General features: G+C 70.4%; 21 protein-coding genes. 6 read left to right on the forward strand and 15 right to left on the reverse strand.

Features of this window, described 5'->3' with window-relative positions; translation table 11 throughout:
* Positions 1 to 8: 8 nt before the first annotated feature.
* The 5 genes from OHN74_RS07335 to argC are packed head-to-tail and all read right to left on the reverse strand — an operon-like array spanning position 9 to position 4886.
* Positions 9 to 545 (reverse strand): arginine repressor, encoded by a 537-nt coding sequence (locus OHN74_RS07335; protein WP_327693712.1) that lies wholly within the window; start codon positions 543 to 545, stop codon positions 9 to 11.
* 21 nt (positions 546 to 566) lie between these two features.
* Positions 567 to 1805 carry an acetylornithine transaminase gene (locus OHN74_RS07340; protein WP_327693713.1) on the reverse strand — a complete coding sequence of 413 codons (1239 nt, stop codon included), beginning with the start codon at positions 1803 to 1805 and terminating at the stop codon, positions 567 to 569.
* A complete protein-coding gene (argB, locus tag OHN74_RS07345) occupies positions 1802 to 2713 on the reverse strand; it encodes an acetylglutamate kinase (protein ID WP_327693714.1) in 912 nt (303 codons plus the stop codon). The genes OHN74_RS07340 and argB overlap by 4 nt, the downstream gene beginning before the upstream one ends.
* Positions 2710 to 3861: a bifunctional glutamate N-acetyltransferase/amino-acid acetyltransferase ArgJ gene (argJ, locus tag OHN74_RS07350; RefSeq protein WP_327693715.1), complete on the reverse strand. Its 1152-nt coding sequence runs from the start codon at positions 3859 to 3861 to the stop codon at positions 2710 to 2712. The genes argB and argJ overlap by 4 nt, the downstream gene beginning before the upstream one ends.
* Positions 3858 to 4886 carry an N-acetyl-gamma-glutamyl-phosphate reductase gene (gene argC, locus OHN74_RS07355; protein ID WP_327693716.1) on the reverse strand — a complete coding sequence of 343 codons (1029 nt, stop codon included), beginning with the start codon at positions 4884 to 4886 and terminating at the stop codon, positions 3858 to 3860. Before argC ends, argJ begins: the two co-directional genes overlap by 4 nt.
* 165 nt (positions 4887 to 5051) lie before the next feature.
* On the opposite strand from argC, the gene OHN74_RS07360 reads away from it, so the two are divergent.
* On the forward strand, positions 5052 to 5834 hold the full coding sequence (locus tag OHN74_RS07360; protein WP_327693717.1) for a 2-phosphosulfolactate phosphatase: 783 nt from the start codon (positions 5052 to 5054) through the stop codon (positions 5832 to 5834).
* Positions 5835 to 5974: 140 nt separating this feature from the next.
* Here the strand turns inward: OHN74_RS07360 and OHN74_RS07365 are convergent, their stop codons facing one another.
* Positions 5975 to 8452 carry an alpha-L-arabinofuranosidase C-terminal domain-containing protein gene (locus OHN74_RS07365; RefSeq protein WP_327693718.1) on the reverse strand — a complete coding sequence of 826 codons (2478 nt, stop codon included), beginning with the start codon at positions 8450 to 8452 and terminating at the stop codon, positions 5975 to 5977.
* A gap of 134 nt (positions 8453 to 8586) precedes the next feature.
* Between OHN74_RS07365 and OHN74_RS07370 the strand changes: the two genes are divergently transcribed.
* Positions 8587 to 9063: a DUF6314 family protein gene (locus OHN74_RS07370; protein ID WP_327700030.1), complete on the forward strand. Its 477-nt coding sequence runs from the start codon at positions 8587 to 8589 to the stop codon at positions 9061 to 9063.
* On the opposite strand, the gene OHN74_RS07375 is transcribed toward OHN74_RS07370, so the two are convergent.
* From OHN74_RS07375 to OHN74_RS07385, 3 genes are all read right to left on the reverse strand, one after another.
* Positions 9051 to 9638: a histidine phosphatase family protein gene (locus OHN74_RS07375; RefSeq protein WP_327693719.1), complete on the reverse strand. Its 588-nt coding sequence runs from the start codon at positions 9636 to 9638 to the stop codon at positions 9051 to 9053. The genes OHN74_RS07370 and OHN74_RS07375 overlap by 13 nt on opposite strands.
* Positions 9639 to 9757: 119 nt before the next feature.
* Positions 9758 to 10198, reverse strand: a complete 441-nt coding sequence (locus tag OHN74_RS07380; protein ID WP_327693720.1) for a GNAT family N-acetyltransferase — start codon at positions 10196 to 10198, stop codon at positions 9758 to 9760.
* 81 nt (positions 10199 to 10279) lie between these two features.
* Entirely contained in the window at positions 10280 to 11713 is a 1434-nt protein-coding gene (locus tag OHN74_RS07385) for an aminotransferase-like domain-containing protein (protein WP_327693721.1), read from the reverse strand.
* Between OHN74_RS07385 and OHN74_RS07390 the strand changes: the two genes are divergently transcribed.
* Together OHN74_RS07390 and OHN74_RS07395 are read left to right on the forward strand one after the other, a co-directional pair.
* Positions 11712 to 12671, forward strand: a complete 960-nt coding sequence (locus OHN74_RS07390) for a DMT family transporter (RefSeq protein WP_327693722.1) — start codon at positions 11712 to 11714, stop codon at positions 12669 to 12671. The genes OHN74_RS07385 and OHN74_RS07390 overlap by 2 nt on opposite strands.
* A gap of 20 nt (positions 12672 to 12691) precedes the next feature.
* Positions 12692 to 12886: a DUF1918 domain-containing protein gene (locus OHN74_RS07395; RefSeq protein WP_327693723.1), complete on the forward strand. Its 195-nt coding sequence runs from the start codon at positions 12692 to 12694 to the stop codon at positions 12884 to 12886.
* Between the two features lie 28 nt (positions 12887 to 12914).
* Here the strand turns inward: OHN74_RS07395 and OHN74_RS07400 are convergent, their stop codons facing one another.
* Complete coding sequence (locus tag OHN74_RS07400) at positions 12915 to 14189, reverse strand: glycoside hydrolase family 10 protein (RefSeq protein WP_327693724.1); 1275 nt, start codon at positions 14187 to 14189, stop codon at positions 12915 to 12917.
* A gap of 214 nt (positions 14190 to 14403) precedes the next feature.
* Between OHN74_RS07400 and OHN74_RS07405 the strand changes: the two genes are divergently transcribed.
* Positions 14404 to 15279 carry a 3-hydroxybutyryl-CoA dehydrogenase gene (locus OHN74_RS07405; RefSeq protein ID WP_327700031.1) on the forward strand — a complete coding sequence of 292 codons (876 nt, stop codon included), beginning with the start codon at positions 14404 to 14406 and terminating at the stop codon, positions 15277 to 15279.
* Between the two features lie 195 nt (positions 15280 to 15474).
* Entirely contained in the window at positions 15475 to 15732 is a 258-nt protein-coding gene (locus OHN74_RS07410) for a hypothetical protein (protein WP_327693725.1), read from the forward strand.
* Positions 15733 to 15755: 23 nt separating this feature from the next.
* Here OHN74_RS07410 and OHN74_RS07415 read toward each other — a convergent pair whose 3' ends face one another.
* The 5 genes from OHN74_RS07415 to pheS all read right to left on the reverse strand — a co-directional run bounded on the left by OHN74_RS07415 (position 15756) and on the right by pheS (position 23168).
* A complete protein-coding gene (locus OHN74_RS07415; RefSeq protein WP_189146296.1) occupies positions 15756 to 16295 on the reverse strand; it encodes an NUDIX hydrolase in 540 nt (179 codons plus the stop codon).
* 130 nt (positions 16296 to 16425) lie between these two features.
* Entirely contained in the window at positions 16426 to 17775 is a 1350-nt protein-coding gene (locus OHN74_RS07420; protein ID WP_327693726.1) for a transcriptional regulator, read from the reverse strand.
* Positions 17776 to 18101: 326 nt separating this feature from the next.
* Positions 18102 to 19115: a PP2C family protein-serine/threonine phosphatase gene (locus tag OHN74_RS07425; protein ID WP_327700032.1), complete on the reverse strand. Its 1014-nt coding sequence runs from the start codon at positions 19113 to 19115 to the stop codon at positions 18102 to 18104.
* A 421-nt stretch (positions 19116 to 19536) separates the two neighbouring features.
* Complete coding sequence (pheT, locus tag OHN74_RS07430) at positions 19537 to 22041, reverse strand: phenylalanine--tRNA ligase subunit beta (protein ID WP_327693727.1); 2505 nt, start codon at positions 22039 to 22041, stop codon at positions 19537 to 19539.
* A complete protein-coding gene (pheS, locus tag OHN74_RS07435) occupies positions 22041 to 23168 on the reverse strand; it encodes a phenylalanine--tRNA ligase subunit alpha (protein WP_327693728.1) in 1128 nt (375 codons plus the stop codon). The genes pheT and pheS overlap by 1 nt, the downstream gene beginning before the upstream one ends.
* Positions 23169 to 23187 lie beyond the last annotated feature (19 nt).

The raw sequence follows: 23187 nt of genomic DNA on the forward strand, positions 1-23187 counted from the left end.
GGCGCCCCTCAGTGGTTCTTCTGCGCCAACCCCAACAAATGGTCGGCCAACGCCTGACCCCCCGCAGGATTCCGGCTGATCAGCATCAACGTGTCGTCCCCGGCGATGGTCCCCAGAATGTCGTGCAGCTCGGCCTGATCGATGGCCGAGGCCAGGAACTGCGCGGCCCCCGGAGGGGTCCGCAGGACCACGAGATTCGCGGAAGCCTCCGCGGAGATCAGCAGCTCCGCGGACAGCCGCCGCATCCGCTCCTCCTTCGCCGACTCCCCCAGCGGAGCGCGAGGCGTACGGAACCCGCCCTCGCTCGGCACCGCGTAGATGAGATCGCCGTCGGTGTTACGGATCTTCACCGCGTTCAGTTCGTCCAGGTCCCTGGAGAGCGTCGCCTGCGTGACGGTCAGTCCGTCGTCCGCGAGCAGCTTCGCCAACTGACTCTGCGACCGCACCGGTTGCCGGTTGAGGATGTCCACGATCCGGCGGTGGCGTGCGGTGCGGGTCTGCGGTACGGCAGGCCCCGCGTGTTCGTGATCCTGCGCCTGCGTCATCGTCGTCGTCTCATTCCCCGGCTAGTCCTTCCCGTCAACGGCAACCGCGTCGAGAACTCCGGGAAGTGCCTGGAGGAACGCGTCCACTTCGGCGTCACCGATGTTCAGCGGCGGCATCAGCCGTACGACATCGGGAGCGGGCGCGTTCACCAGGAACCCGGCGTCCTGAGCCGCCTGCTGCACCTGGGGCGCGAGGGGCTCGTTGAGCACGATACCCAGGAGGAGTCCCGCGCCCCGGACATAATCGATCAACGGGTGGCCCGCACCCTCGATTCCGTCCCGCAACTTCTCGCTCTGCCGCTTGACGTTCTCCAGCAACCCCTCGTTCGAGATCGTGTCGAGTACGGCGAGTCCGGCGGCGCAGGCGACCGGGTTGCCTCCGAACGTCGTACCGTGCTGGCCGGGCTGGAGCAGGTCGGCGGCGCGGCCGAAGGCGACGGTCGCGCCGAGGGGCAGCCCGCCGCCGAGGCCCTTCGCGAGGGTGACGACGTCGGGCAGGACGCCCTCGTGGGCCTGGTACTCGAACCAGTGCCCGGTACGCCCGATGCCGGTCTGCACCTCGTCGAGGACGAGCAGGGCGCCGTTGGCGGCGGTGATCGCCCGCGCGGCCTTCAGATAGCCGGCGGGCGGGACCACGACGCCGTTCTCGCCCTGGACGGGCTCGATGATGACGAGGGCGGTCTCGTCGGTGACGGCGGCGGCCAGCGCCTGCGCGTCGCCGTACGGGACGTACGTGACGTCACCGGGCATCGGCACGAAGGGCTCCCGCTTTCCGGGCTGGCCGGTGAGCGCGAGGGCACCCATGGTCCGCCCGTGGAAGCCGCCCTCGGTGGACACCATGTGCCCCCGTCCGGTCAGCCGGCCGATCTTGAAGGCGCCCTCGTTGGCCTCGGCGCCCGAGTTGCAGAAGAACACCTTGCCGTCCCGGCCGAAGCGCTGGAGCAGCTGCTCGGCGAGCGCGACGGGCGGTTCGGCGACGAACAGGTTGGAGACATGGCCGAGGGAGGCGATCTGGGTGGAGACCGCCTCGACGATCGCCGGGTGGGCGTGGCCGAGCGCGTTCACGGCGATGCCGCCCACGAAGTCGGTGTACGCCTTGCCGTCGGCGTCCCACACCGTGCTGCCCGCGCCCCGGACGAGGGGCAGGCGGGGGGTGCCGTAGTTGTTCATGAGCGCGCCCTGCCAGCGCGCGGTCAGTGCCTGATTGGCGCTGTCGGCGCTCAGTTCCTGACTGGCGTCCAGCTGCTGGCCGGCGTTCATGCGGCGTCCCCTTCTTCCTCCGCATCGGGCACGACCATCGTGCCGATGCCCTCGTCCGTGAAGATCTCCAGCAGGATCGAGTGCTGGACCCGGCCGTCGATGACGCGGGCGGTGTTCACCCCGTTGCGCACGGCGTGCAGACAGCCCTCCATCTTCGGCACCATGCCGGAGCTCAACTCCGGGAGCAGCTTCTCCAGTTGGGAAGCGGTGAGGCGACTGATCACCTCGTCGGAGTTGGGCCAGTCCTCGTAGAGGCCCTCGACGTCCGTGAGGACCATGAGGGTTTCGGCGCCAAGAGCAGCAGCGAGTGCCGCAGCCGCCGTATCAGCATTGACGTTGTAGACATGTCCGTCGTCCTGGCTACGGGCGATCGACGAGACGACCGGGATACGGCCGTCGGCGAGCAGTGCCTCGATCGCGCCCGTGTCGATCGCGGTGATCTCGCCCACCCGCCCGATGTCGACCAACTCCCCGTCGATCTCGGGCTGGTGCTTGGTGGCGGTGATGGTGTGCGCGTCCTCGCCGGTCAACCCGACGGCGAGCGGCCCGTGTTGGTTGAGCAGCCCGACCAGCTCCCGCTGGACCTGCCCGGCCAGCACCATGCGTACGACGTCCATGGCGTCCTCGGTGGTGACCCTGAGGCCCGCCTTGAACTCGCTGACGATGCCGTGTCTGTCGAGGGCGGCGCTGATCTGCGGGCCGCCGCCGTGCACGACGACGGGCTTGAGGCCGGCCTGGCGCAGGAAGACGACGTCCTGGGCGAAGGCGTCCTTCAACTCGTCGTTCACCATGGCGTTTCCGCCGAACTTGATGACGACGACCTTGCCGTTGTGCCGGGTCAGCCAGGGCAGCGCTTCGATGAGGATCCTGGCCTTGGGCAGGGCGGTGTGCTTCCGCGTGGTGCTCATGAAGAGTACGCGCTGTTCTCGTGGACGTAGTCCGCGGTGAGGTCGTTGGTCCAGATGGTGGCGGTCTCCGTACCGGCGGCGAGGTCGGCGGTGATGTGGACCTCCCGGTAGCGCATGTCGACCTTGTCGCGGTCCTCGCCGACGCCGCCGTTCTTGCAGACCCAGACGCCGTTGATGGCGACGTTCAGCTGGTCCGGCTCGAAGGCTGCTCGCGTCGTGCCGATGGCGGAGAGGACACGCCCCCAGTTGGGGTCCTCGCCGTGGATGGCGCACTTGAGGAGGTTGTTGCGGGCGATGGAACGCCCCACCTCGACGGCGTCGTCCTCGCTGGCCGCGTTCACGACCTCGACCTTGATGTCCTTGCTGGCGCCCTCGGCGTCCCGGATGAGCTGCTGCCCGAGGTCGTCGCAGACGGCCCGTACGGCCTCCGCGAACTCCTCGTAGGCGGGCGCGACCTGGGAGGCGCCGGAGGCGAGCAGCAGCACGGTGTCGTTGGTGGACATGCAGCCGTCGGAGTCGACGCGGTCGAAGGTGGTGCGGGTGGCGGCGCGGAGCGCCTTGTCCAGGTGCTCGCTGTCCACGTCGGCGTCCGTCGTCAGGACGACGAGCATGGTGGCGAGGCCGGGTGCGAGCATGCCCGCGCCCTTGGCCATACCGCCCACGGTCCAGCCGTCCTTGCCGGCGACGGCCGTCTTGTGGACGGTGTCGGTGGTCTTGATGGCGATGGCGGCCTTCTCACCGCCGTGCTCGGAGAGTTGACCGGCAACGGCCTCAACTCCGGGGAGCAGCTTTTCCATCGGCAGCAGGAGGCCGATGAGCCCGGTGGAGGCGACGGCCACCTCTCCGGCATTCAGACCGAGGGTGTCCGCGACCTTCTCGGCGGTGGCGTGCGTGTCCTGGAACCCCTTGGGACCCGTACAGGCGTTGGCGCCACCGGAGTTGAGGACGACGGCGGAGACGATGCCGCCCTTCAGCACCTGCTCGGACCACAGCACCGGTGCGGCCTTGACGCGGTTGGAGGTGAAGACGCCGGCGGCGGCGAGGCGGGGCCCGTTGTTGACCACGAGGGCCAGGTCCGGGTTGCCGTTCTCCTTGATCCCGGCGGCGATGCCCGCCGCCGTGAACCCCTTGGCTGCCGTGACACTCACGGTGCGACTCCGATCGTGGAAAGCCCGGTGGTCTCGTCGAGCCCGAGGGCGATGTTCATGCTCTGGACGGCACCGCCCGCGGTGCCCTTGGTCAGGTTGTCGATGGCGCTGATCGCGATGATGCGGCGCACGGACTCGTCGTACGCGACCTGTACCTGAACGGCGTTGGAACCGTAGACGGACGCCGTGGCGGGCCACTGCCCCTCCGGGAGGAGGTGCACGAACGGCTCGTCGGCGAACGCCTTCTCGTAGGCGGCGCGCACGGACTCGGCGGTGACGCCGGGCTTGGCGGCGGCGGTGCAGGTGGCGAGGATGCCGCGGGACATGGGGGCGAGGGTGGGTGTGAAGGAGACGGCGACGGGCGAGCCCGCGGCGCCGCTGAGGTTCTGGACGATCTCCGGCGTGTGCCGATGGCCGCCACCGACGCCGTACGGGGACATGGACCCCATGACCTCGCTGCCCAGCAGGTGCGTCTTGGCGGCCTTGCCCGCGCCGGAGGTGCCGGAGGCGGCGACGATCACGGCCTCGGCCTCGGCGAGCCCGGCGGCGTACGCCGGGAAGAGGGCGAGCGACACGGCGGTCGGATAGCAACCGGGCACCGCGACGCGCTTGGACCCCTCCAGCGCGGCGCGGGCACCCGGCAGTTCGGGGAGGCCGTAGGGCCAGGTCCCGGCGTGCGCGGAGCCGTAGAACCTCTCCCAGCCGGCCGCGTCGTGGAGCCGGAAGTCGGCGCCCATGTCGACGACGAGCACATCCGGCCCGAGCTGCTCGGCGACGGCGGCGGACTGCCCGTGCGGCAGCGCGAGGAAGACGACATCGTGCCCGGCGAGGACTTCGGGGGTGGTCTCCTGGAGCACACGGCCGGCCAGCGGCAGCAGATGCGGCTGCAGTGCGCCGAGCCGCTGTCCGGCGTTGGAGTTGCCGGTCAGGGCGCCGATCTCGACCTCGGGGTGGACGAGGAGCAGACGCAGCAGTTCCCCGCCCGCGTACCCACTCGCTCCGGCCACCGCCACACGTACCGCCATGGAACCCTCCTCCTTGATGGCATGACTATACGTTTCGTTGCACGTTTATGCAATATGGTGGATCGGTATGCGGATCGGTATGCGGATCGGTATGCGGATCGGTATGCGGCGCCCCCGGACCGGGACGGACACCGTGTCGATCATGCCCATGGCACGATCATCCGTATGCGTGAGGACTTTCTCCAGTCCGGGTACGGGATCCGCTTCGAGTGGGGGCCGGCCGGTGCGCGACACCTCGCCCGCGAGGTGTCCTGCCTGGTCGTCGTCGATGTGCTGTCGTTCACGACGTCGGTCTCGGTCGCCGTCGAGGCCGGCTCCCGCGTCTTCCCCCACCCGTGGCGTGACGGCACGGCCACGGCCTTCGCCGAGCAGCGGGACGCCCGGCTCGCCGTCGGCCGTGGAGCGGTCGGCCCCGACACACCGTGGTCGCTCTCCCCGGCGGCGCTGCGCCGGGCGCCCTTCGCCGCCCGGCTGGTGCTGCCGTCCCCCAACGGCTCGGCGATCTCGGCGGCGGCCGACGACACGGCGACGGTCGTGGTGGCCGCGTGTCTGCGCAACGGCACCACCGTTGGCGCGTGGCTCGCCGAGCAGGGGTACGGGACCGCCGAGCGGCCGGTCGGTGTGATCGCCGCCGGTGAGCGCTGGCCCGACGGCAGCCTGCGACCGGCGCTGGAAGACCTGCTGGGGGCGGGCGCTGTGATCGCCTCGCTGGACATCCACGGCAGCGGCCGTGCACTCCTCTCGGTCGAGGCCGGCACGGTCGCCACCACCTTCACCGCTTCCCCGGACATCGCCGCCGACGTACTGGCGAGCGCCTCGGGGCGGGAACTGATCGACGGGGGCTTTCCGGAGGACGTGGCCATCGCGACGGAGGTGGACGCGAGCACGGTGGTACCGGTCCTCCTCGACGGGGCGTTCGTCGCGGCGACCGGCCCACTGGCCTACTGAGCTACTGAGCTACTGAGCTACTGAGCTACTGCCAGGGTGGCCCATCCACCCACTGGCCGAACCAGTACAGACGGGCGGCCCAGGCACCCTTCAGCACCTGAACCGCCCGTCCGGTCAGCCGTTTTCGCCGGTCCTCCCCATCACCCCTTCTTGATCCGCAGGAACGTGACGGAGTTCGCCGGGAACGTGTAGGTGAACTTCCTCGCGACACCCGTGAACGTCGACTTCACCGGCGCCACCGATGTCGCCGTCTCACTGTTCACCGCGTCCGGCGCGGCGGTCAGCGTGGTCACCGCGGCCTTGGACCTGACCTTCACCTTGCCGAGGTCGATCGTCGTACGGGCCTGCGCCGCCTGGGCGTTGACGACCTTGACGATCAGATCACCGGTCTTCGCGTCCTTCGTGACGATCTGGCGGAACGGCTCGACCGGCTTGTCGTCGGTGAAGCTGCCCCACTCCTGGCCGTCGAGGTACATGGTGACCTGACGTCCCCGCACCTTGACGTCGATGTCGTAGGCGCGGCCCGTCTCGATCGAGCCGGCCTTGGACACGAGCGTCGACTTGCCGCCGTCCGAGGCCTGTTCGACGGCGTTGAGGGTGTTGTTCCAGCCGCCCAGGTTCCACCAGTAGTAGTTGCCGGTGTCCTTGACACCGAAGGCGACGAGGAAGCCCTCCTTGCCGGACTTCTTGGTGGCCTTCACATGCAGGTCGTAGTCGTGCCAGGCGGGGTTGCCCGCGGAGACCATGGTGTTCTCGGCGGCGACGTCCGTCTGGACGTACTGCCCGTCCTGGACCGTCCAGCTCCCGCCCCCGGTGTGGGTCCACTGGGCGGCGTCGGTCGAGAAGTCGTCGGTCAGCAGCGCCGTACCGTCCGCGCCGGTGACCTTCACGTCGTCGTACGCCGCCGTGGTCGCCCACGTCGACAGACCGACGGCGCCCGCGATCGGGCCGCTCACCGAGGGCGTACCGGTGGCGGTGGTGGGCACCACGCGGTCACCGACGTTGTTCATGAACAGCTTCTGCACCTCGTACGAGGGCGAGCCCCAGGACGCGTGGTTGTTGAACCAGATCATGTCCGGGCGCCACTGCACGTAGTCCTCGTTGGAGAGCAGCGGGGCGTACGAGGCGAGCTTGACGACGTCCGCGTTGCGCTCCAGGCCCGTCATGAACGCGGCCTCGGAGAGGGCGTTCTTGAAGGTGTTGCCGCCGGAGGCGTACTCGCCGAGGAAGACCTTGGGGCCGTTCCTGTCGTACGAGTCGTAGCGGTCGTTGTTCTGGAGGAACCAGTTCGTGCTGTTGTAGTAGTGCTCGTCGACCATGTCGACGTTGGCGTCCCGGTTGAGCTTCCAGGCGGTGTCGAAGGTCGAACCGCTGTCGTCCGGGCCGGAGTTGGAGATGATCGTGATGTCCGGGTACCTGGCCTCGATGGCGGTCCGGAACTCGGTGAAGCGGGCGAAGAACTCGTTGGGCAGGTTCTCCTCGTTCCCCACCTCGATGTGGGTGAGGTGGAAGGGCTTGGGGTGGCCCATCTGAGCCCGTTTCCGCCCCCACTCGCTGGTCACCGGGCCGTTGGCGAACTCGATGAGGTCGAGGGTGTCCTGCACGTGCCGCTTGAGCAGCGCCTCGTCGACGACAGCCTGGTTCTGTCCGCAGCCGGTGACCAGCGCCGGGACGACGGGCAGCGGCATCGCGCCGATGTCCTCCGAGAACTGGAAGTACTCGTAGTAGCCGAGTCCGTAACTCTGGTTGTATCCCCAGAAGTTGGAGTTGGTCGCACGCTGCTCGACCGGCCCGACGGTGTCCTTCCACTGGTACGAGCGCCGGCGCTCCCAGTTGGAGGCCTCGCTGTAGTCCCGCATGGACCCGGTGTTGACCAGGCAGCCGCCCGGGAAGCGGACGAAGCCGGGGTCGAGTGCGGCGATCTTCTGGGCGAGGTCCTTGCGCAGGCCGTGCCCCTTGTACGTGTCCCGGGGCAGCAGCGAGATCATGTCCAGGGCGACGGAGTCGTCCGTCGCGACCGTCAGCCGCCCGGTCGTGCTGGAGCGGGTCGCGGTGAACCGCGCCCGGTACTTGGCCCAGCTGCCCTTCACGGCGACCTGGTGGGCCTCGGCGAGGGTGCCACCGGCGTCGGTGAGCGACACGGTGAGCGTGCCGGCCCGGTCTGCACGGGCCCAGACGGAGAAGTCGTACTTCTTGCCGTCCTCGACCCTGATCCCGGTGTTGTAGCCGGAGTTGGTGACGGACGAACCGGCGCCCAGGGCGAGATAGGTGCGGTTGCGGGCGTTCAGGCGCCCGTCGTCGTTCTGGGCCGTCGCCGTACCGCCGACAGCCCAGGAGGTGAGGGGCGTGTACGAGCGGTTGTCGGCGGTGGAGTACTCGAAAGATCGGTTCTGCACGAGTTCGGCGTACAGGCCGCCGTCGGCGGCGCGGTTGATGTCCTCGAAGAAGACGCCGTACATCGTGTCGTCGATCTTGGCGCCCTTGGCGGCCGGGTCCACAGTGATGGCGTAGTCGGTGACGTCCTCGGCGCTGGCCGGGGCGGGGGCGACCGCCGAGGCCACCAGGAGTGCGGTGGTGGCCGTGAGACCTAGTCTCCAGCGGGTGCTTGTGCGTGACATGGATACTCCGCGGCTCTGTCGATGCAGTTCGGGATACCGGACAACGATCAGCACTTCGAACGGCAACATAGGTATGTGACTGGAGTGCGTCAATGGGGCGTGCGGCAACTCAAGAGTTCGGAGAGGGCGGCGACGTGGGCGAGTTCCGGCCAGTGCCTGATGTGCTGCCGTATCTGGCGGGGAGCTGGTGGCTGAAACGGTCGGTGCGGGATCTCGCGAACACGGACGAGGGGACCTTCACCGGCAACACGACGTTCAGCCCGTTGCCCGGGAGCGGCCCGCCCGGCCTGCTGCACCACGAGTCCGGCACGTTCGTGTGGCGGGGCGTCGCCCGCCCCGCCGAGCGGACGCTCCACTTCCTCCCGGGCACCGCGCCCGGTACGGCGGACGTACGTTTCACGGACGGCCGCCGGTTCCACGACCTGGACCTGACCTCGGGCCGATGGATCACCGGCCACCCCTGCGCCGCCGACCTCTACCGAGGCGAGTTCACGGTCCTCGACGCGGACCACTGGCGGACGGTGTGGCGGGTGGCGGGCCCCGCCAAGGACCTCGTCCTCACCACGGACTACGCCCGCGACCGACCGCGCGACCAGCCTCAGGCCGACTGAGGGAACGCGCCCTCGAAGCGCAGGTTCCAGCGGCCCGTACGGCCCGTGACGACGGTCGTCGACAAGGGGCGGACGTCGAGATTCCAATAGGTCGAGGGCGGTGCCTTCAGGGCGTAGACGAGGGCCGCCCGGATGACCGAGGGCTCGGCCACGGCGACGATCCGGCCGTTGTCGTCGGCGGGCCGGGTGTCGAGCCAGCCGCCGACGCGCGAGATGAAGTCCAGCAGCGACTCACCGCCGTGCGGTGTGGCACGCGGATCGGCGAGCCAGGCGTCCACGGACTCGGGTTCCCGGGCCATCGCCTCGCCGAGGGTGAGTCCGCGCCAACGGCCCATGTCGCAGTCGCGCAGTGCCAGCTGGACGAGGGGCCCATAGCCGAGCGCGTCCCCGGTGGCCCGGCTGCGGGGCGTCGGCGAGCAGTAGCGCAGCTCGGCCGCCGCCAGCGGCACCAGATCGTGCGCGGCGCGCTGTACCTCGTCCCAGCCGGCCTGGTCCAGCGGCCGGTCGTCGTCGAAGCGCTCGGCGAGCAGCGGAGAGCTGCGCGCGGCGGCGACGAACGTGACCCGAAGTTGCATGCGGCGATGGTGTGCCGGGAAAGAACGCAGGTCAAGAGGTGTTACTCAGGAGTTATCGAGGGTACGCACCGACCGCCACGCGATCGTCACAGAGGCTTTACGCCTGCTCCACGAGAGTTTCACGCGAAGTGGAGCGCCATCCACCGGTCGGGCTTGTCGAGCGGCCGGAAACCGATCTTCTCGTAGACGCCGTGCGCGTCGTGCGTGGCGAGCAGGATGCGGCGCACTCCGAGCGCCCCTAGGTGGTCGCGCGCCTCGCGCACCATCGCCGTACCGATGCCCGTGCCCCGCACCGACGGGTCCACGTACACATCGCACAGCCACGCGAAGAGCCCCTGATCGGTCACCACCCTCGCATACGCCACCTGCTCCCCCGAAGTCACCTCGTACACCCCGAAGTTGAGCGAGTGCGGGATCACCTCGTCGAACTTCTCCCGGGGCCGGTCCAGCGCCCAGTAGGCGTCGGTCGACAGCCATCGGTGAACCCGCTCGACGTCGACCCGGGCGGGGTCGACGGAGATCTCGTAGCCCTCGGGGAGGGCGGGTACGTCGTCGCTCATGCCGGGAGGTTCACAGGCCGGGCGGTGCGCTGTCGAACCGTTTTCACCGCTGGAATTCACCTGCGACCTGACGTCCCGGTTCTAGACCATCGCGTCAAGGGCCGTACGCAGCCTGCGCACCCCCTCCCCGATCTCCCCCACCCCGGCCACCGCCGCGAAGCTCAACCGCACGTGTGCTGCCGGGGGTTCGGCGCTGAAGTAGGGCCGGCCCGGAGTGATCGCGACGCCCGCGCGCAGGGCTGCCGCGACGAGGGCCGAGTCGTCCGTACCGTCGGGAAGGCGCAGCCAGAGGTGGTAGCCGCCCGAGGGGATGTGGGGCAGGGACAGCTGGGGGAGGTCGGTCAGCAGCGCGGATGTCATGGCGTCCCGGCGGATCCTCAACTCCGTCGACACCGCGCGCAGATGGCGGGGCCAGGCCGGTGAGCCCACGAGTTCCAGGGCCGCTTCCTGCAACGGCCGCGGGACGAAGAAGGTGTCGACGATCTGGATGGCGCGCAGCCGTTCCAGTACCGGGCCCCGGGCCGCGAGCGCGCTCACCCGGAAGCTCGGTGAGGTCGCCTTGGTGAGCGAGCCGACATGGACGACCACACCGTCGGGGTCCTCCGCCGCGAGCGGACGCGGCAGCGGAGCCGCGTCCTCGTGCACCAGCCGCCGTACGAAGTCGTCCTCGATCACGAAGGCACCGGCCTCGCGCGCGATCCGCAGCACCTCCGCCCGCCGTCCGGGCGCGAGCACGGCCCCGGTCGGGTTCTGGAACAGGGGCTGGCAGACGAACACCCGGGCGCCGGTCGCACCGAACGCGTCGGCCAGCAGCGACGGACGTACGCCGTCCGCGTCCACCGGGACCGGCACCGGGCGCAGACCGGCCGCACGGGCGATCGCCAGCATGCCGGGGTAGGTGGGCGACTCGACCAGTACCGGGGCGCCGGGCGGGGCGAGGGCGCGCAGGGCTGTCGTCAGCGCCGCCTGACCGCCCGCCGTGATCAGCACCTCGGCCGCCGTGACGGCGCCGCCGATGCCCCGCGCGAACCATTCGCGCAGCTCCGGCAGCCCGTCCAGGGGCGGCCGACCCCACGCCCCGGGCCGGCGTCCGGCACGTGACAGGGCCGCCGCCATCGCCCGCTCGGGCTGGAGGGAGGGGTGCAGATAGCCGCCGTTGAACTCGATCACGCCGGGCGGCGGCGCGGCCAACGAGACCACGACACCGGCAGCGTCCACCGTGCGCGGTACGAGGTCGGCGGCGCCGTCCGCGCTCAGGGCGACCTCCTGCCAGGAGGTGTCCCCGCCGGGGGCCGACGCGGGGCGCGCCTCCGCGCGGTACGCGCCGGCCCCCGGGCGGGTCACGACCAGGCCCTCGGCGGCCAGCTGCGCGAGCGCCCGGGAGACCGTCACCGGGCTCACCCGGAAGCGCTCGACGAGTACCCGACTCGATGGCAGCTTTCCACCTGGAGAGTAGCGGTTCAGCTCCTGTCGCAGCCGATTCGCCAGTTCGCCGACACTGCTACGCTCTTGCATGAGAGCACACGATAGCGCTACCGCACCGACTCCGATAGCGGTCAACGGGCGTCCGGAGGCCGCGGGTGCCCCTGCCGATCCGTTGCCCGGGAGCTCCGCGGCCCGCCGCGCCGGAACCCTTCAGGCCGCCCTCGGTGTCACCGCCTTCTCGCTCACCTTCCCGGCCACCGCCTGGGGCCTGGAGGGCTTCGGCCCGTGGTCGCTGGTGGCCGTGCGATCCGTCCTGGCGGCGGTCATCGCGGGTGGCTGTCTGCTGGCGCTTCGCGTGCCGCTGCCCGCCCGCCACCACTGGGCGGGGCTCGCGGTCGTCGCCGCCGGGGTCGTCGTCGGCTTTCCGCTCCTCACCACGCTCGCCCTTCAGACGTCGACCACCTCGCACGCCGCCGTCGTGGTCGGCCTGCTGCCGCTGACCACGGCCCTCTGCTCGGCGCTGCGGATGGGCACCCGCCCCTCGCGCACCTTCTGGGCCGCGGCCCTGGCGGGCGCGGCGGCCGTCCTCGCCTTCACCGTCCAGCAGAGCGGCGGCGCCCTGACGAGCGCCGACGCCTATCTCTTCGGTGCCCTGCTGGTCTGCGCGGCCGGTTACACCGAGGGTGGCCGACTGGCCCGGGTCATGCCTGGCTGGCAGGTCATCGGCTGGGCGCTGGTGCTGTGTCTGCCGCTCACCGTGCCCGCCGCCGCGCTGGCGCTGTCGTACGAGCCCGTACGTCTCACCGCCCACAGCGTGACCGGGCTGTTGTGGGTGGCGGCCGGGTCTCAGTTCCTCGGCCTGGTCGTGTGGTACCGGGGCATGGCGGCGATCGGCATTCCGAAGGCCAGCCAGTTGCAGTTGGCTCAGCCCCTGCTCACACTGGTGTGGTCGGTCCTGCTGCTGGGCGAGCAGCTGACGCCGGCCGCTCCGCTGACGGCGGCGGCCGTTCTCGTCTGTATCGCCGTCACCCAGCGGGCCCGTGGCTGAAGCCGAGAGGAGACCCGCAGATGCGCGCAACCGTGGGCGACCAGCTTGTCCAGCACGGCAGGGTGGTCGGCCAGCACGACCAGGTCACGGAAGTCGTCGAGGTCCTGGGCCAGGAGGGCACTCCCCCGTACCGCGTCCGTTTCCCGGACGGGCACGAGGCAGTGATGTCACCCGGCCCCGACTGCCAGGTCCGCCACAAGGGCGAGGACCGTTAGACAGCGACCGTTCAGGAAGCGCTGAACATCAGCGCGGTGGCATCGCCGGCTGCTGATAGTGGTCGGCGACCACTCGCGCCATGGCTCCGATCCTGTCGGCGCCCACTTCCTTGGCGGAGAAGAAGACGTGCCCCTTCGCCTCGGGGTGGCCCTGGGCGAGGGTCAGGTGCCGGGACAGCTCGGCCGGGTCCTGCCAGGCGGCGGGCTGCGCCGGGTCGCCCGCCTTGTACAGCGCCTCACCGACGTACAGCTTCGTCCCCGTACCCTTCGCCACCCCCGCCCACCAGGGCAGCAGCTTGGCGTAGTCGGCGGCGGCGAAGCCGATGTTCCAGTAGATCTGCGGGCAGATGTAGTCGATCCAGTTCTGCCGCACCCATTTCCTGGTGTCCGCGTACAGGTCGTCGTACGTCTGGACACCCGCCCGGGTGTCCGAGCCGAGCGGGTCGGTCGCCACGTTGCGCCAGACGCCGAAGGGGCTGATCCCGAAGTCGGCGCCGGGGCGTACGGCCTTGATGCGGGCGGCCGTCTCCCGGACCAGTCTGTCGATGTTGTCGCGCCGCCAGGAGGCCCGGTCGGGGAAGGCCCCGCCGTACTTCGCGAACTCGGCGTCGTCGTCGAAGGTCTGGCCGGCGACCGGGTACGGATAGAAGTAGTCGTCCCAGTGGACGCCGTCGATGGCGTACTTCCGCACCGCGTCGAGCATCGCGTCCTGGACGAAGGCGCGGACCTCCGGCAGACCCGGGTTGTAGTACAGCTTGCCGCCGTACGGCACGACCCAGTCCGGATGCCTGCGCGCCGGGTGGGAGGCGATGAGCTTGGCGGGGTCGGTGTTGTTGGCGACGCGGTACGGGTTGAACCAGGCGTGCAGTTCGAGGCCGCGGGCGTGCGCCTCCTGGACCGCCGTGCCCAGCGGGTCCCAGCCGGGGTCCTTGCCCTGCGTTCCGGTGAGGACCTGGGACCAGGGCTCGTACGGCGAGGGCCACAGGGCGTCGGCGGTCGGGCGGACCTGGAAGAACACCGCGTTGAGGCGGCGGCTAACCGCCGTGTCGAGGTGGGTGATCAGCTCGGCGCGCTGCTGGGCGGCGGTCAGCCCCTGCTTCGACGGCCAGTCCCGGTTGGCGACCGTCGCCAGCCACATGCCCCGCAGCTCGCGGGTCGCGCGCTTGCCCTTGCCGTTCGACCGGCTCGGCTCCGCGCCGGCCAGTGCGGCCCCCGCCACCGCCCCGCCCGCCACGAGGGTCGACAGGGCCGTCACCGCGAACGCCCGCCGTGACATGCGCGCGTGCCGCGCCTTCCCACTCATTCCCGTACCTCCGCTGTGCGCTGTGTCGGACAAGTCACAGACCGTCCTCACCCGTCCCGGGCCACACTCCCATGGGAGGCCCGGAGAATTGGGCAATGGCCGCCGCAGGTAACGTGCAGGTTTGGCGCAGGCCCCGGACGGACGGAAGACCCCGGACAACGGCAGGCCCGCGAAGGCCGAACGGCCACTGAGGAAGATCAGTGAAAGGGACGATGTGACGGACAGCCCAGCGGGAGAGATCTCGCGCGTCGGAGTTGTGGGCTGCGGCCAGATGGGAGCGGGCATCGCCGAGGTGTGCGCCCGCTCCGGGCTGGACGTGAAGGTCGCCGAGACCACCGGCGAAGCCCTGGAGTTCGGCCGCACCCGGCTGTTCAACTCCCTTTCCAAGGCGGCCGAGCGCGGCAAGATCTCCGAGGCGGAGCGGGACGAGACGCTGGCGCGGCTCAGCTTCACCACCGACCTCGGCGAGTTCGCCGACCGCGACCTGGTGATCGAGGCCGTCGTCGAGAACGAGCAGGTGAAGACCGAGATCTTCCAGGTGCTCGACCAGGTGGTGACCCGCCCGGACGCGATCCTCGCCTCCAACACCTCCTCGATCCCCCTGGTGAAGCTGGCCGTTGCCACCTCCCGGCCCGACCAGGTCGTCGGCATCCACTTCTTCAACCCGGCCCCGGTGCAGAAGCTCGTCGAGCTGATCCCGGCGCTCACCACCTCCGAGGGCACCCTCGCCCGCGCCCAGCTGTTCGCGGAGAAGGCTCTCGGCAAGCACGCGATCCGTGCCCAGGACCGCTCGGGCTTCGTGGTGAACGCCCTGCTGATCCCGTACCTGCTCTCCGCGATCCGGATGTTCGAGTCGGGCATGGCCAGCCGCGAGGACATCGACAACGGCATGGAGATGGGCTGCGCCCACCCGATGGGCCCCCTGAAGCTCTCCGACCTGATCGGCCTGGACACGGTCGCCTCGGTCGCCTTCAGCATGTACGAGGAGTACAAGGAGCCCCTGTACGCCGCTCCCCCGCTGCTCCAGCGCATGGTCGACGCGGGCCGGCTGGGCCGGAAGTCGGGCTCGGGCTTCTACACCTACCCGTAAGGACATCACCCAGCGTCACGCTCGGGCATTACGTGGGCCCGGCACTCTTCGGAGTGCCGGGCCCACGGCATTCACACACCGTGTGCGCGCCGGACACGCATATGCCGCTCGCACACTCTCCCCGCGCGCCCACCAGGCGAGTTGACTCATCATGCGCATTCAAGGGATGTGACGACTACGGAAAGGAGCGGCAAAGTGACCGCCGACCCCGAACATCCCACGGCCCATGGAGAACTCGCAGAGTTACGCCGCCGCCTCGATGTCGCGTACGCACGCGTCGAGGGAGGGCTGGCCCTGCTCAGCCATCGCACGAAGGAGACGGACAAGGAAGTCGACGACCTGAGCACACGCGTCGTCCACCTCGAACACGGCCGATGGCCCCTGCCGGCCGTCGCGGCCCTCACCGCCCTCGGGGCGCTGGCCGTGACGGTCTGGCAGGCCCTCGGACGCTGAGCGTGCCCCAGGTGCCAGGTGCTCTAGGCGTCTTCGCCGAGCCTGAGATGGTGCAACAGCAGTAGCGCGGCCGCCATGTTGGCGGCCGGGACCTCCCCGCGGGCGACCATGTCGGGGACGAGTTTGAGGGGGATCCACTCCCGGCGGTCCGACTCGAAGTCGTCCACGGGGTGGCCGATGTACTCGCCCTCCTCGGCCCAGTAGATGTGGTGCCGGGCGTCGGTGAGCCCGTTGGACGGCTCGACGCTCATGAGATGCCGCAGCGGTCCCGGTCGCCAGCCCGTTTCCTCCTCCAGTTCCCTGGCCGCCGCGAAAGCGATGTCCTCGCCGTCCTCCACGATCCCGGCCGCGAGTTCCCACCCCCAGCTGTCCGTGATGAACCGGTGCCGCCAGAGCAGGAGCACCTCGTTGGCCTCGTTCACCACCGTGGCCACGGCAACGGGCCTCAGCCGTATCAGGAAGTGGTCGAGGTGCCGCCCGTCGGGCAACTCGACATCCGCGAGATTGACCCTGAACCAGCGGTTTTCATACACAGTTTGTTCGTTCTGTTTCGTCCACTGCACGGTTCTGCCACCTTCCGCCGAGTAGATGGCAATATGGCAGCAGGAGCGTTCTGACAGCAGGCGCACAGAATGCGATTCACCGCGCGGGTACCCGAGAATCCGCGCGCCAAAGGTGCCTGCCGAAAGGTGTCTAGAGCGGTACGCGCAGGGCCCCGTCGATCAGTTCGGCTGCCTCGGCCGTGCCCGCGCAGCCGTTGCGCACCAGGTGTTCGCGTACCGCCCGGAGTCTGTCACGCAGCCGCTGGGACTCCATTCCGCGCGCCTGCTCGGCCATCTGCACCGCGGTGGCCACGGCCTTGTCGGCGTCGCCCCGGCGCAGCTCGATCTGGCTGAGCATGGCGAGCCTGTGCACTCTGCCCCGGTCGTGCGCCGGGGTGTCCACCGCGGCCGTCGCATGCTCCCCCGCTGCCGCCAGATCACCGAGGAACAGCAGCGCCTCCGCCACCTGCACGTTGACCAGCCCCGGCTGGACATAGCCGGTCTCGTCGGGCTCGTAACCGCGCCGGATGCGTTCGGCGGCCTGCTCGGCCCGCCGGATGCAGGACAGCGCGCTGCTGCCGTCGCCCAGGTGCGCGTACGCCTTGGCCTGCATCGCGTAGAGGTCGGAGGCGAGCGCCGGTGTGATGTGCTTGCCCGCGGCCCGCAGCGCGGCCTCCGCGAAGGCGACCGCCTGCCGGAACTCCCGCATGAACAGGGCCTGGTTGACCAGCAGCCCGATGACGTACGCCCCGAGTCCCTGGTCCCCACTGGCCTTTGCCAGCCGCAGCGCCTGGTGGAAATAGCGCTGGGCGAGCCCATGGGCGTCGGAGTCGTACGCGCAGATGCCGGCGATCGCCACCAACCCGCCGGTGGCCCGGTGCAGTTGGCGGCCGGTGGCGTCGGTGTAGCTGCCTCGCAGCAGGGGCGCGGTCTCGGCGTTCAGGAAGCCGACGATCCGGGTGCGGGTCGCGACACCGCCGGCCTTGCGGTACATCTGCTCGTAGTGCGCGCGGGCCGAGCGGAGCATCTCGATGTCCGCCATGCTGACCTGGTGTCTGCCGCCGCGCGACACGTCGACGTCCTCGGGCGGGTTCTCCCACTCCCACACCGGCATCACGGCGGGCGTGCCGGTGACGGCGGGGGCGCCGAGGATGTGCGGGCGCTGCTGTTCGTCGGAGCGCCACAGCGCGGTCGCCCGCTCGACGAACCCGGACAGCGAGGTACCCGCCGAGCCGGTCGGACCGGCGGTGTCGCCCGGCACCCCGAGACCGATGTCGTCGAGTCTGACCGGGCGGTGCAGCCGGGTGGCGAGCACCTCGCAGATCAGGTCGGGCACCTGGCCACGCGGGCGCTGCCCCTTCAACCACCGCGCCACAGCCGTGTGTTCGTATCTCAGGGCCAGGCCCCGTGCCCGGCCCGCCTGATTGACATGGGCGGCGAGTCCCGCGTGCGAGATGCCCGCCTCGTCGAGGATCGCGTCGAGCAGGGTGTTGGGCTGCATGGATGCCCTCCGGTGGCTCGGTGCCGACGGTGCACCTACCGTGACCGTCAGCGTAGTGTGTCCGGGTTCACACGGGGTGTGATCGAAGTGCGCGAATTCGTAGCGTGCGCGCACTGTCGCGGAGAGTTGTCGTCCGGTTGACTGAAATGCCTCGCAAGAGGTCGCCGGGCCGCCGGCTCCCCCTCGTACAGTGCGGCGGCCTGGCTCCACCGGTTCAGCAGGATGGGTGCGGCTCGAATGTCGGCCGCAGGGTGCCACGCGACTGGTCGCGCCCACGCGGCGGAGCCGCAGATCGACACGGCCACGCGCCGCTGAAGGGCTGCAGCTCACGTGACTTGATGGGCAACCGGGGGTTCCTGTTGCCGGCTCAGGATGTGATGGCGGTCGTTGCGCAGCACAAGTACCGCTACGTCGTCCGCCGGGGAGCCGTTGGTGTGACGCAGCAAGCGGGAGAAGACCGCCCCCAACACCGCCTGTGGCGAGACCGGTTGGGTACGGACGGCGTCCGCCAGTACAGCCGGCAGGGGAAAGAACCGGCCATGGGTGTCGCGGGCGTCCTCGACGCCGTCCGTGTGGAGCAGCAGGGCCTCGCCGGGCAGGAGTCGGCCGCAGTGTTCGGCGGAGAGTTCGGCCGGCAGGGGGAACGGGCCCAGCGGAGGCATGGGTTCACCTGTCGTGAGTACGTCGGCACGGCCGCCGCCGAGCAGATACGGCGACGGATGCCCGCAGTTGAAGGCGCGCACCTCGCCGTCCCCGCGGATCTCCAGGAGCAGCACGGTGACGAACTCCTCGGAGACCGGACTGTCGGGATCCAGCGAGGCCGAGGGTCCCGCCGAGGGGTGTTCGCCGCGTGCCCGCTCCCTCAGGTGCCGGGCCAGCGCCCGCTCCAACCGCCGCAGGACGCTGCCCAGTTCGGCCTCGTCGTGCACGGCCTCGCGGAAGCTGCCGAGAACGGCGGCGACGGTCCCGATGGCGCCGATGCCGTGTCCGCGCACATCACCCATCACGACCCGTACACCGTGCTCGGTGGCGATGACCTCGTACAGGTCCCCGCCCACCACGGCACCCCGGTCGGCGGACAGCTGGGCGGCGGCGACCCGCAGCCCGTCGATGCGCTGCGGCAGCGGACGCAGCAGCACGCTCTGCGCGGCCCCGGCGACCTGCCGGGCCAGCCTCAACTCGCGCAGGAGGGTTCTGCGGACGTGGAGTACGAGCCCGGTCCCGACGGCGAAGAAGACGGCACTGGTGATGATGCGCGCCCCCAGCCCGTGCTGCTGGGCGACCGGACAGGCCAGTTTGTACGTGATCGCGGTGGCACCCCACACCGTGGGCAGCGCGATCGAAAGCACCCGCCGCAGAGGCCACCGCTCGACGCGCCGGACGACCTGCCGTTCGGGTGGCTTGCGCCGCTTCCGGCACCTCGCCCCCGCTCCCCCGATCCGGAACCCGCACCCCCGCCCCACCAACGCGGCCCGCAGCCGCCCCGACCGGAGCCGAACCCCGCAGGAAACCCCAGCCTTGATACGGATCATGCCGATGGCCCCCCAGTCAGGCCCTGACAACGCAAATCGGACCGGCCTCGAAAGACCGGTCCGATTCTGTCGACCACATGCCCCGAAGGGACCAGATCGCCCGAACTTGTCACTCAAATGAGTGAGGTGACGCATGGGGGGTGCGGGGCGCAGCCCCCACCCCCCATGGGCGCGGGGAACTGCGCGACCAGCCACAGCGCACCCGCAGCCGACATCCCCACAATCGGACCTAGCTCCTCAACACCGCCCCGGTCCGCTCACCCGCGAGAGCAACAGCCGCGTCCCGAGCGGCCGACGCCTCGTCAACGGTCAGCGTCCGATCAGCCGCCCGGAACCGCAACGCATAGGCAAGAGACTTCCGTCCCTCCCCCAACTGCTCGCCGCTCTCGTACACGTCGAACAGGCGGATGGACTCCAGAAGAGCCCCCGCCCCCTCCCGCAGCGCCGCCTCGACGTCCGCGTGCGGAATCTCGCGCGCGACGACCAGGGCGACATCCTGGGTGGCGACCGGGAACGTCGAGATCTTGGGGCCCTTGGGCACACCCGAACTCGCCGCCTCCAGCCTGTCCAGGTTCAGCTCCATCGCACAGGTGCGCGCGGGCAGATGCAGGGCCTTCAGGACGCGCGGGTGCAGCTCACCGGCGTACCCGATGACCTCCTCGGTGCCGTCGGCCACGACGACCAGCTCGGCGCAGCGGCCGGGGTGCCACGGGCCGTACTGGCCCGCGCGGACGAGGAGTTCGGTGCCGGCCTCGTGGGCCAGGCTCCGCGCCGCCTCGATCGCGTCGGCCCAGTCGGCCGGGCGGCCCTTGCCCCACCAGCCGGCCTGCTCGCGGGCGCCCGCGAGGACGACGGCGGCGTGCCGGGGCTGGACGGGAAGCGCGGCCGTGAGGGACGCGATCTCCTCGTCCGTGGGACGGCGGTCGACCGGAAGACGGCCCGCGACCAGCAGTTCGTCCTGCGGATGGAACACCAGCCCCGTCTCGAACAGCGCGAGGTCGTGGCTGCCTCGCCCGTCGTTCCGCCGCAGCGCGCCGAGCAGGCCCGGCAGCAGCGTCGTACGGAGTGCGGGCTCCTCGTCGGAGAGCGGGTTGGCCAGCTTGACGACCCTGCGCTTCGGGTCGTCGGCGGCGAGCCCCAGCTGGTCGAAGGCGTGCTCGCCGATGAACGGGTAGTTCAGCGCCTCCACGTAACCCGCTCCGGCCAGTGCCCGGCCGACCCTGCGGTGCAGGCGCTGCCGGTCGGTCAGGCCGCGGCCCGCCGGGGGCTTGGGCAGCGTGGAGGGCAGGTTCTCGTAGCCCTCCAGGCGGATGACCTCTTCGGCGAGGTCGTTCGGGTCCGTCAGGTCGGGGCGCCAGGACGGGACGGTGACGATCAGCTCGTCCTGCCCGTAGACGTCGCAGCCGACCTCCTGGAGACGGCGTACGACGGTCTCGCGGCCGTACTCGACGCCCGCGACCTTGTCCGGGTGGTTCGCCGGGATGGAGATCGTGCGCGGTGCGGACGGCGAGATGACCTCGGTGACGCCCGCGTCGGCGGTGCCGCCGGCGAGGAGGACCAGGAGGTCGACCGTGCGCTGGGCGGCGGCGGACGCGGCCTGCGGGTCGACACCGCGCTCGAAGCGCTTGGACGCCTCGGAGGCCAGCTTGTGACGGCGGGCCGTGCGCGCGATGGTGATCGCGTCGAAGTGGGCGGCCTCGATGACGACCTCGGTGGTGGTGCCCTCGGTGTCGTCGATCTCCGTGTTGGCGCCGCCCATGACGCCCGCGAGGCCGATGGCACCCCGGTCGTCGGTGATGAGCAGGTCCTCGGCGTCCAGCTTGCGCGTGACGCCGTCGAGGGTGGTGAGCTTCTCGCCCGGCTCGGCCCGGCGCACGCCGATGGCGCCCTGGACGCGGGAGCGGTCGTACGCGTGCAGGGGCTGGCCCAGCTCCAGCATCACGTAGTTGGTGACGTCGACGGCGAGCGAGATCGGGCGCATGCCCGCCTTCTGGAGGCGGCGCCTGAGCCAGATCGGGGACTTCGCGTCGGGGTCGAGCCCGGTCACCGTGCGGGCGGTGAAGCGGTCGCAGGCGAACGGGTCGGAGACCTCGACCGGGTAGCCGTACGCGTTCGGGGCCGGTACGTCGAGCAGCGCCGGGTCGCGCAGCGGCAGACCGTAGGCGATGGCGGTCTCGCGGGCGATGCCGCGCAGCGAGAGCGCGTATCCGCGGTCGGGCGTGACGGCGATGTCGAGGACCTCGTCGACGAGCTGGAGCAGCTCGATCGCGTCGGTGCCGACCTCGTGCTCCGGCGACAGGACGATGATGCCGCCGCTGCCGTCGTCGCCCATGCCCAGCTCGTCGCCGGAGCAGATCATGCCGTGCGAGGTGTGGCCGTACGTCTTGCGCGCGGCGATCGCGAAGTCGCCGGGCAGGACGGCGCCCGGGAGGACCACGACGACCTTGTCGCCGACGGCGAAGTTGCGCGCGCCGCAGACGATCTCCTGGGGCTCACCGGTGCCGTTGGCGGTGCCGACGTCGACCGTGCAGAAGCGGATCGGCTTCTTGAAGCCCTCCAGCTCCTCGATGGTCAGCACCTGGCCGACGACCAGGGGGCCCTTGAGACCGGCGCCGACCTGCTCGACGGTCTCGACCTCGAGGCCGACCGTGATGAGCTTCTCCTGGACGTCCCGGCCGGTCTGAGTCGCCGGCAGGTCGACGTACTCCCGCAGCCAAGAAAGCGGGACCCGCATCAGATCTCCATCCCGAACGGCCGGGTGAACCGGACGTCGCCCTCGACCATGTCTCGCATGTCCTCGACGTTGTGGCGGAACATCAGCATCCGCTCGATACCGAACCCGAAGGCGAATCCGCTGTACTTCTCGGGGTCGACACCGCACGCGACCAGCACGCGCGGGTTGACCATTCCGCAGCCGCCGAGCTCGATCCAGCCCTCGCTGGAGCAGGTCCGGCAGGGCCGGTCGGGGTTGCCGACGGACGCGCCCTTGCAGACGTAGCAGAGCATGTCCATCTCGGCGGACGGCTCGGTGAAGGGGAAGTAGTTGGGCCGCAGCCGCGTCTTCATGTCCGATCCGAAGAGCGACTGGACCATGTGGTCCATGGTGCCCTTGAGGTCGGCCATGGTCAGGCCCTCGTCGATGGCGAGGAGCTCGATCTGGTGGAAGACGGGGGTGTGCGTGGCGTCCAGCTCGTCCGTGCGGTACACGCGGCCGGGGCACACGATGTAGACCGGCGGCTCGCGGTCGAGCATGGAGCGGGCCTGCACGGGCGAGGTGTGCGTCCGCAGCACCACACCGGACTCGTCGCCGGTGGTCCCCTTGGGGCCCTCGACGAAGAAGGTGTCCTGCATCTGCCGGGCCGGGTGGTCCGGGGTGAAGTTGAGGGCGTCGAAGTTGAACCACTCCGCCTCAACCTCGGGGCCCTCGGCGACCTCGTACCCCATGGAGACGAAGACGTCCGCGACGCGCTCCATGAAGGTGGTCAGCGGGTGGCGGGCGCCGGCCTGCGCGCGGTCGTACGGCAGGGTGACGTCCACCGCCTCCTCGACCAGCACGCGGGTGTCCCGCTCGGCCTCCAGCTCGGTCTGGCGGCCGGCGAGCGCCTTGCTGACGGCGCCCCTCGCCTGGCCGACGAGCTTGCCGGCTGCGGCCTTGGCCTGCGGGGGCAGCGCGCCGATCTCGCGGTTGGCGAGGGCCAGCGGCGAGGTCCCGCCGGTGTGGGCGACCTTGGCCTCCTGGAGGGCGTCGAGGGAGTCCGCGGCGGCGAAGGCGGCGAGCGCCTCGTCCCGCATGCGCTCGATCGCTTCCGGTTTCAGGGCCTCGACCTCTACAGGGTCGTACGACTTGTTCGGTGCCGACATCTCTTCCCGTGCTTCCGGT

It is taken from the genome of Streptomyces sp. NBC_00459 (assembly GCF_036013955.1).
Taxonomy (GTDB): domain Bacteria; phylum Actinomycetota; class Actinomycetes; order Streptomycetales; family Streptomycetaceae; genus Streptomyces.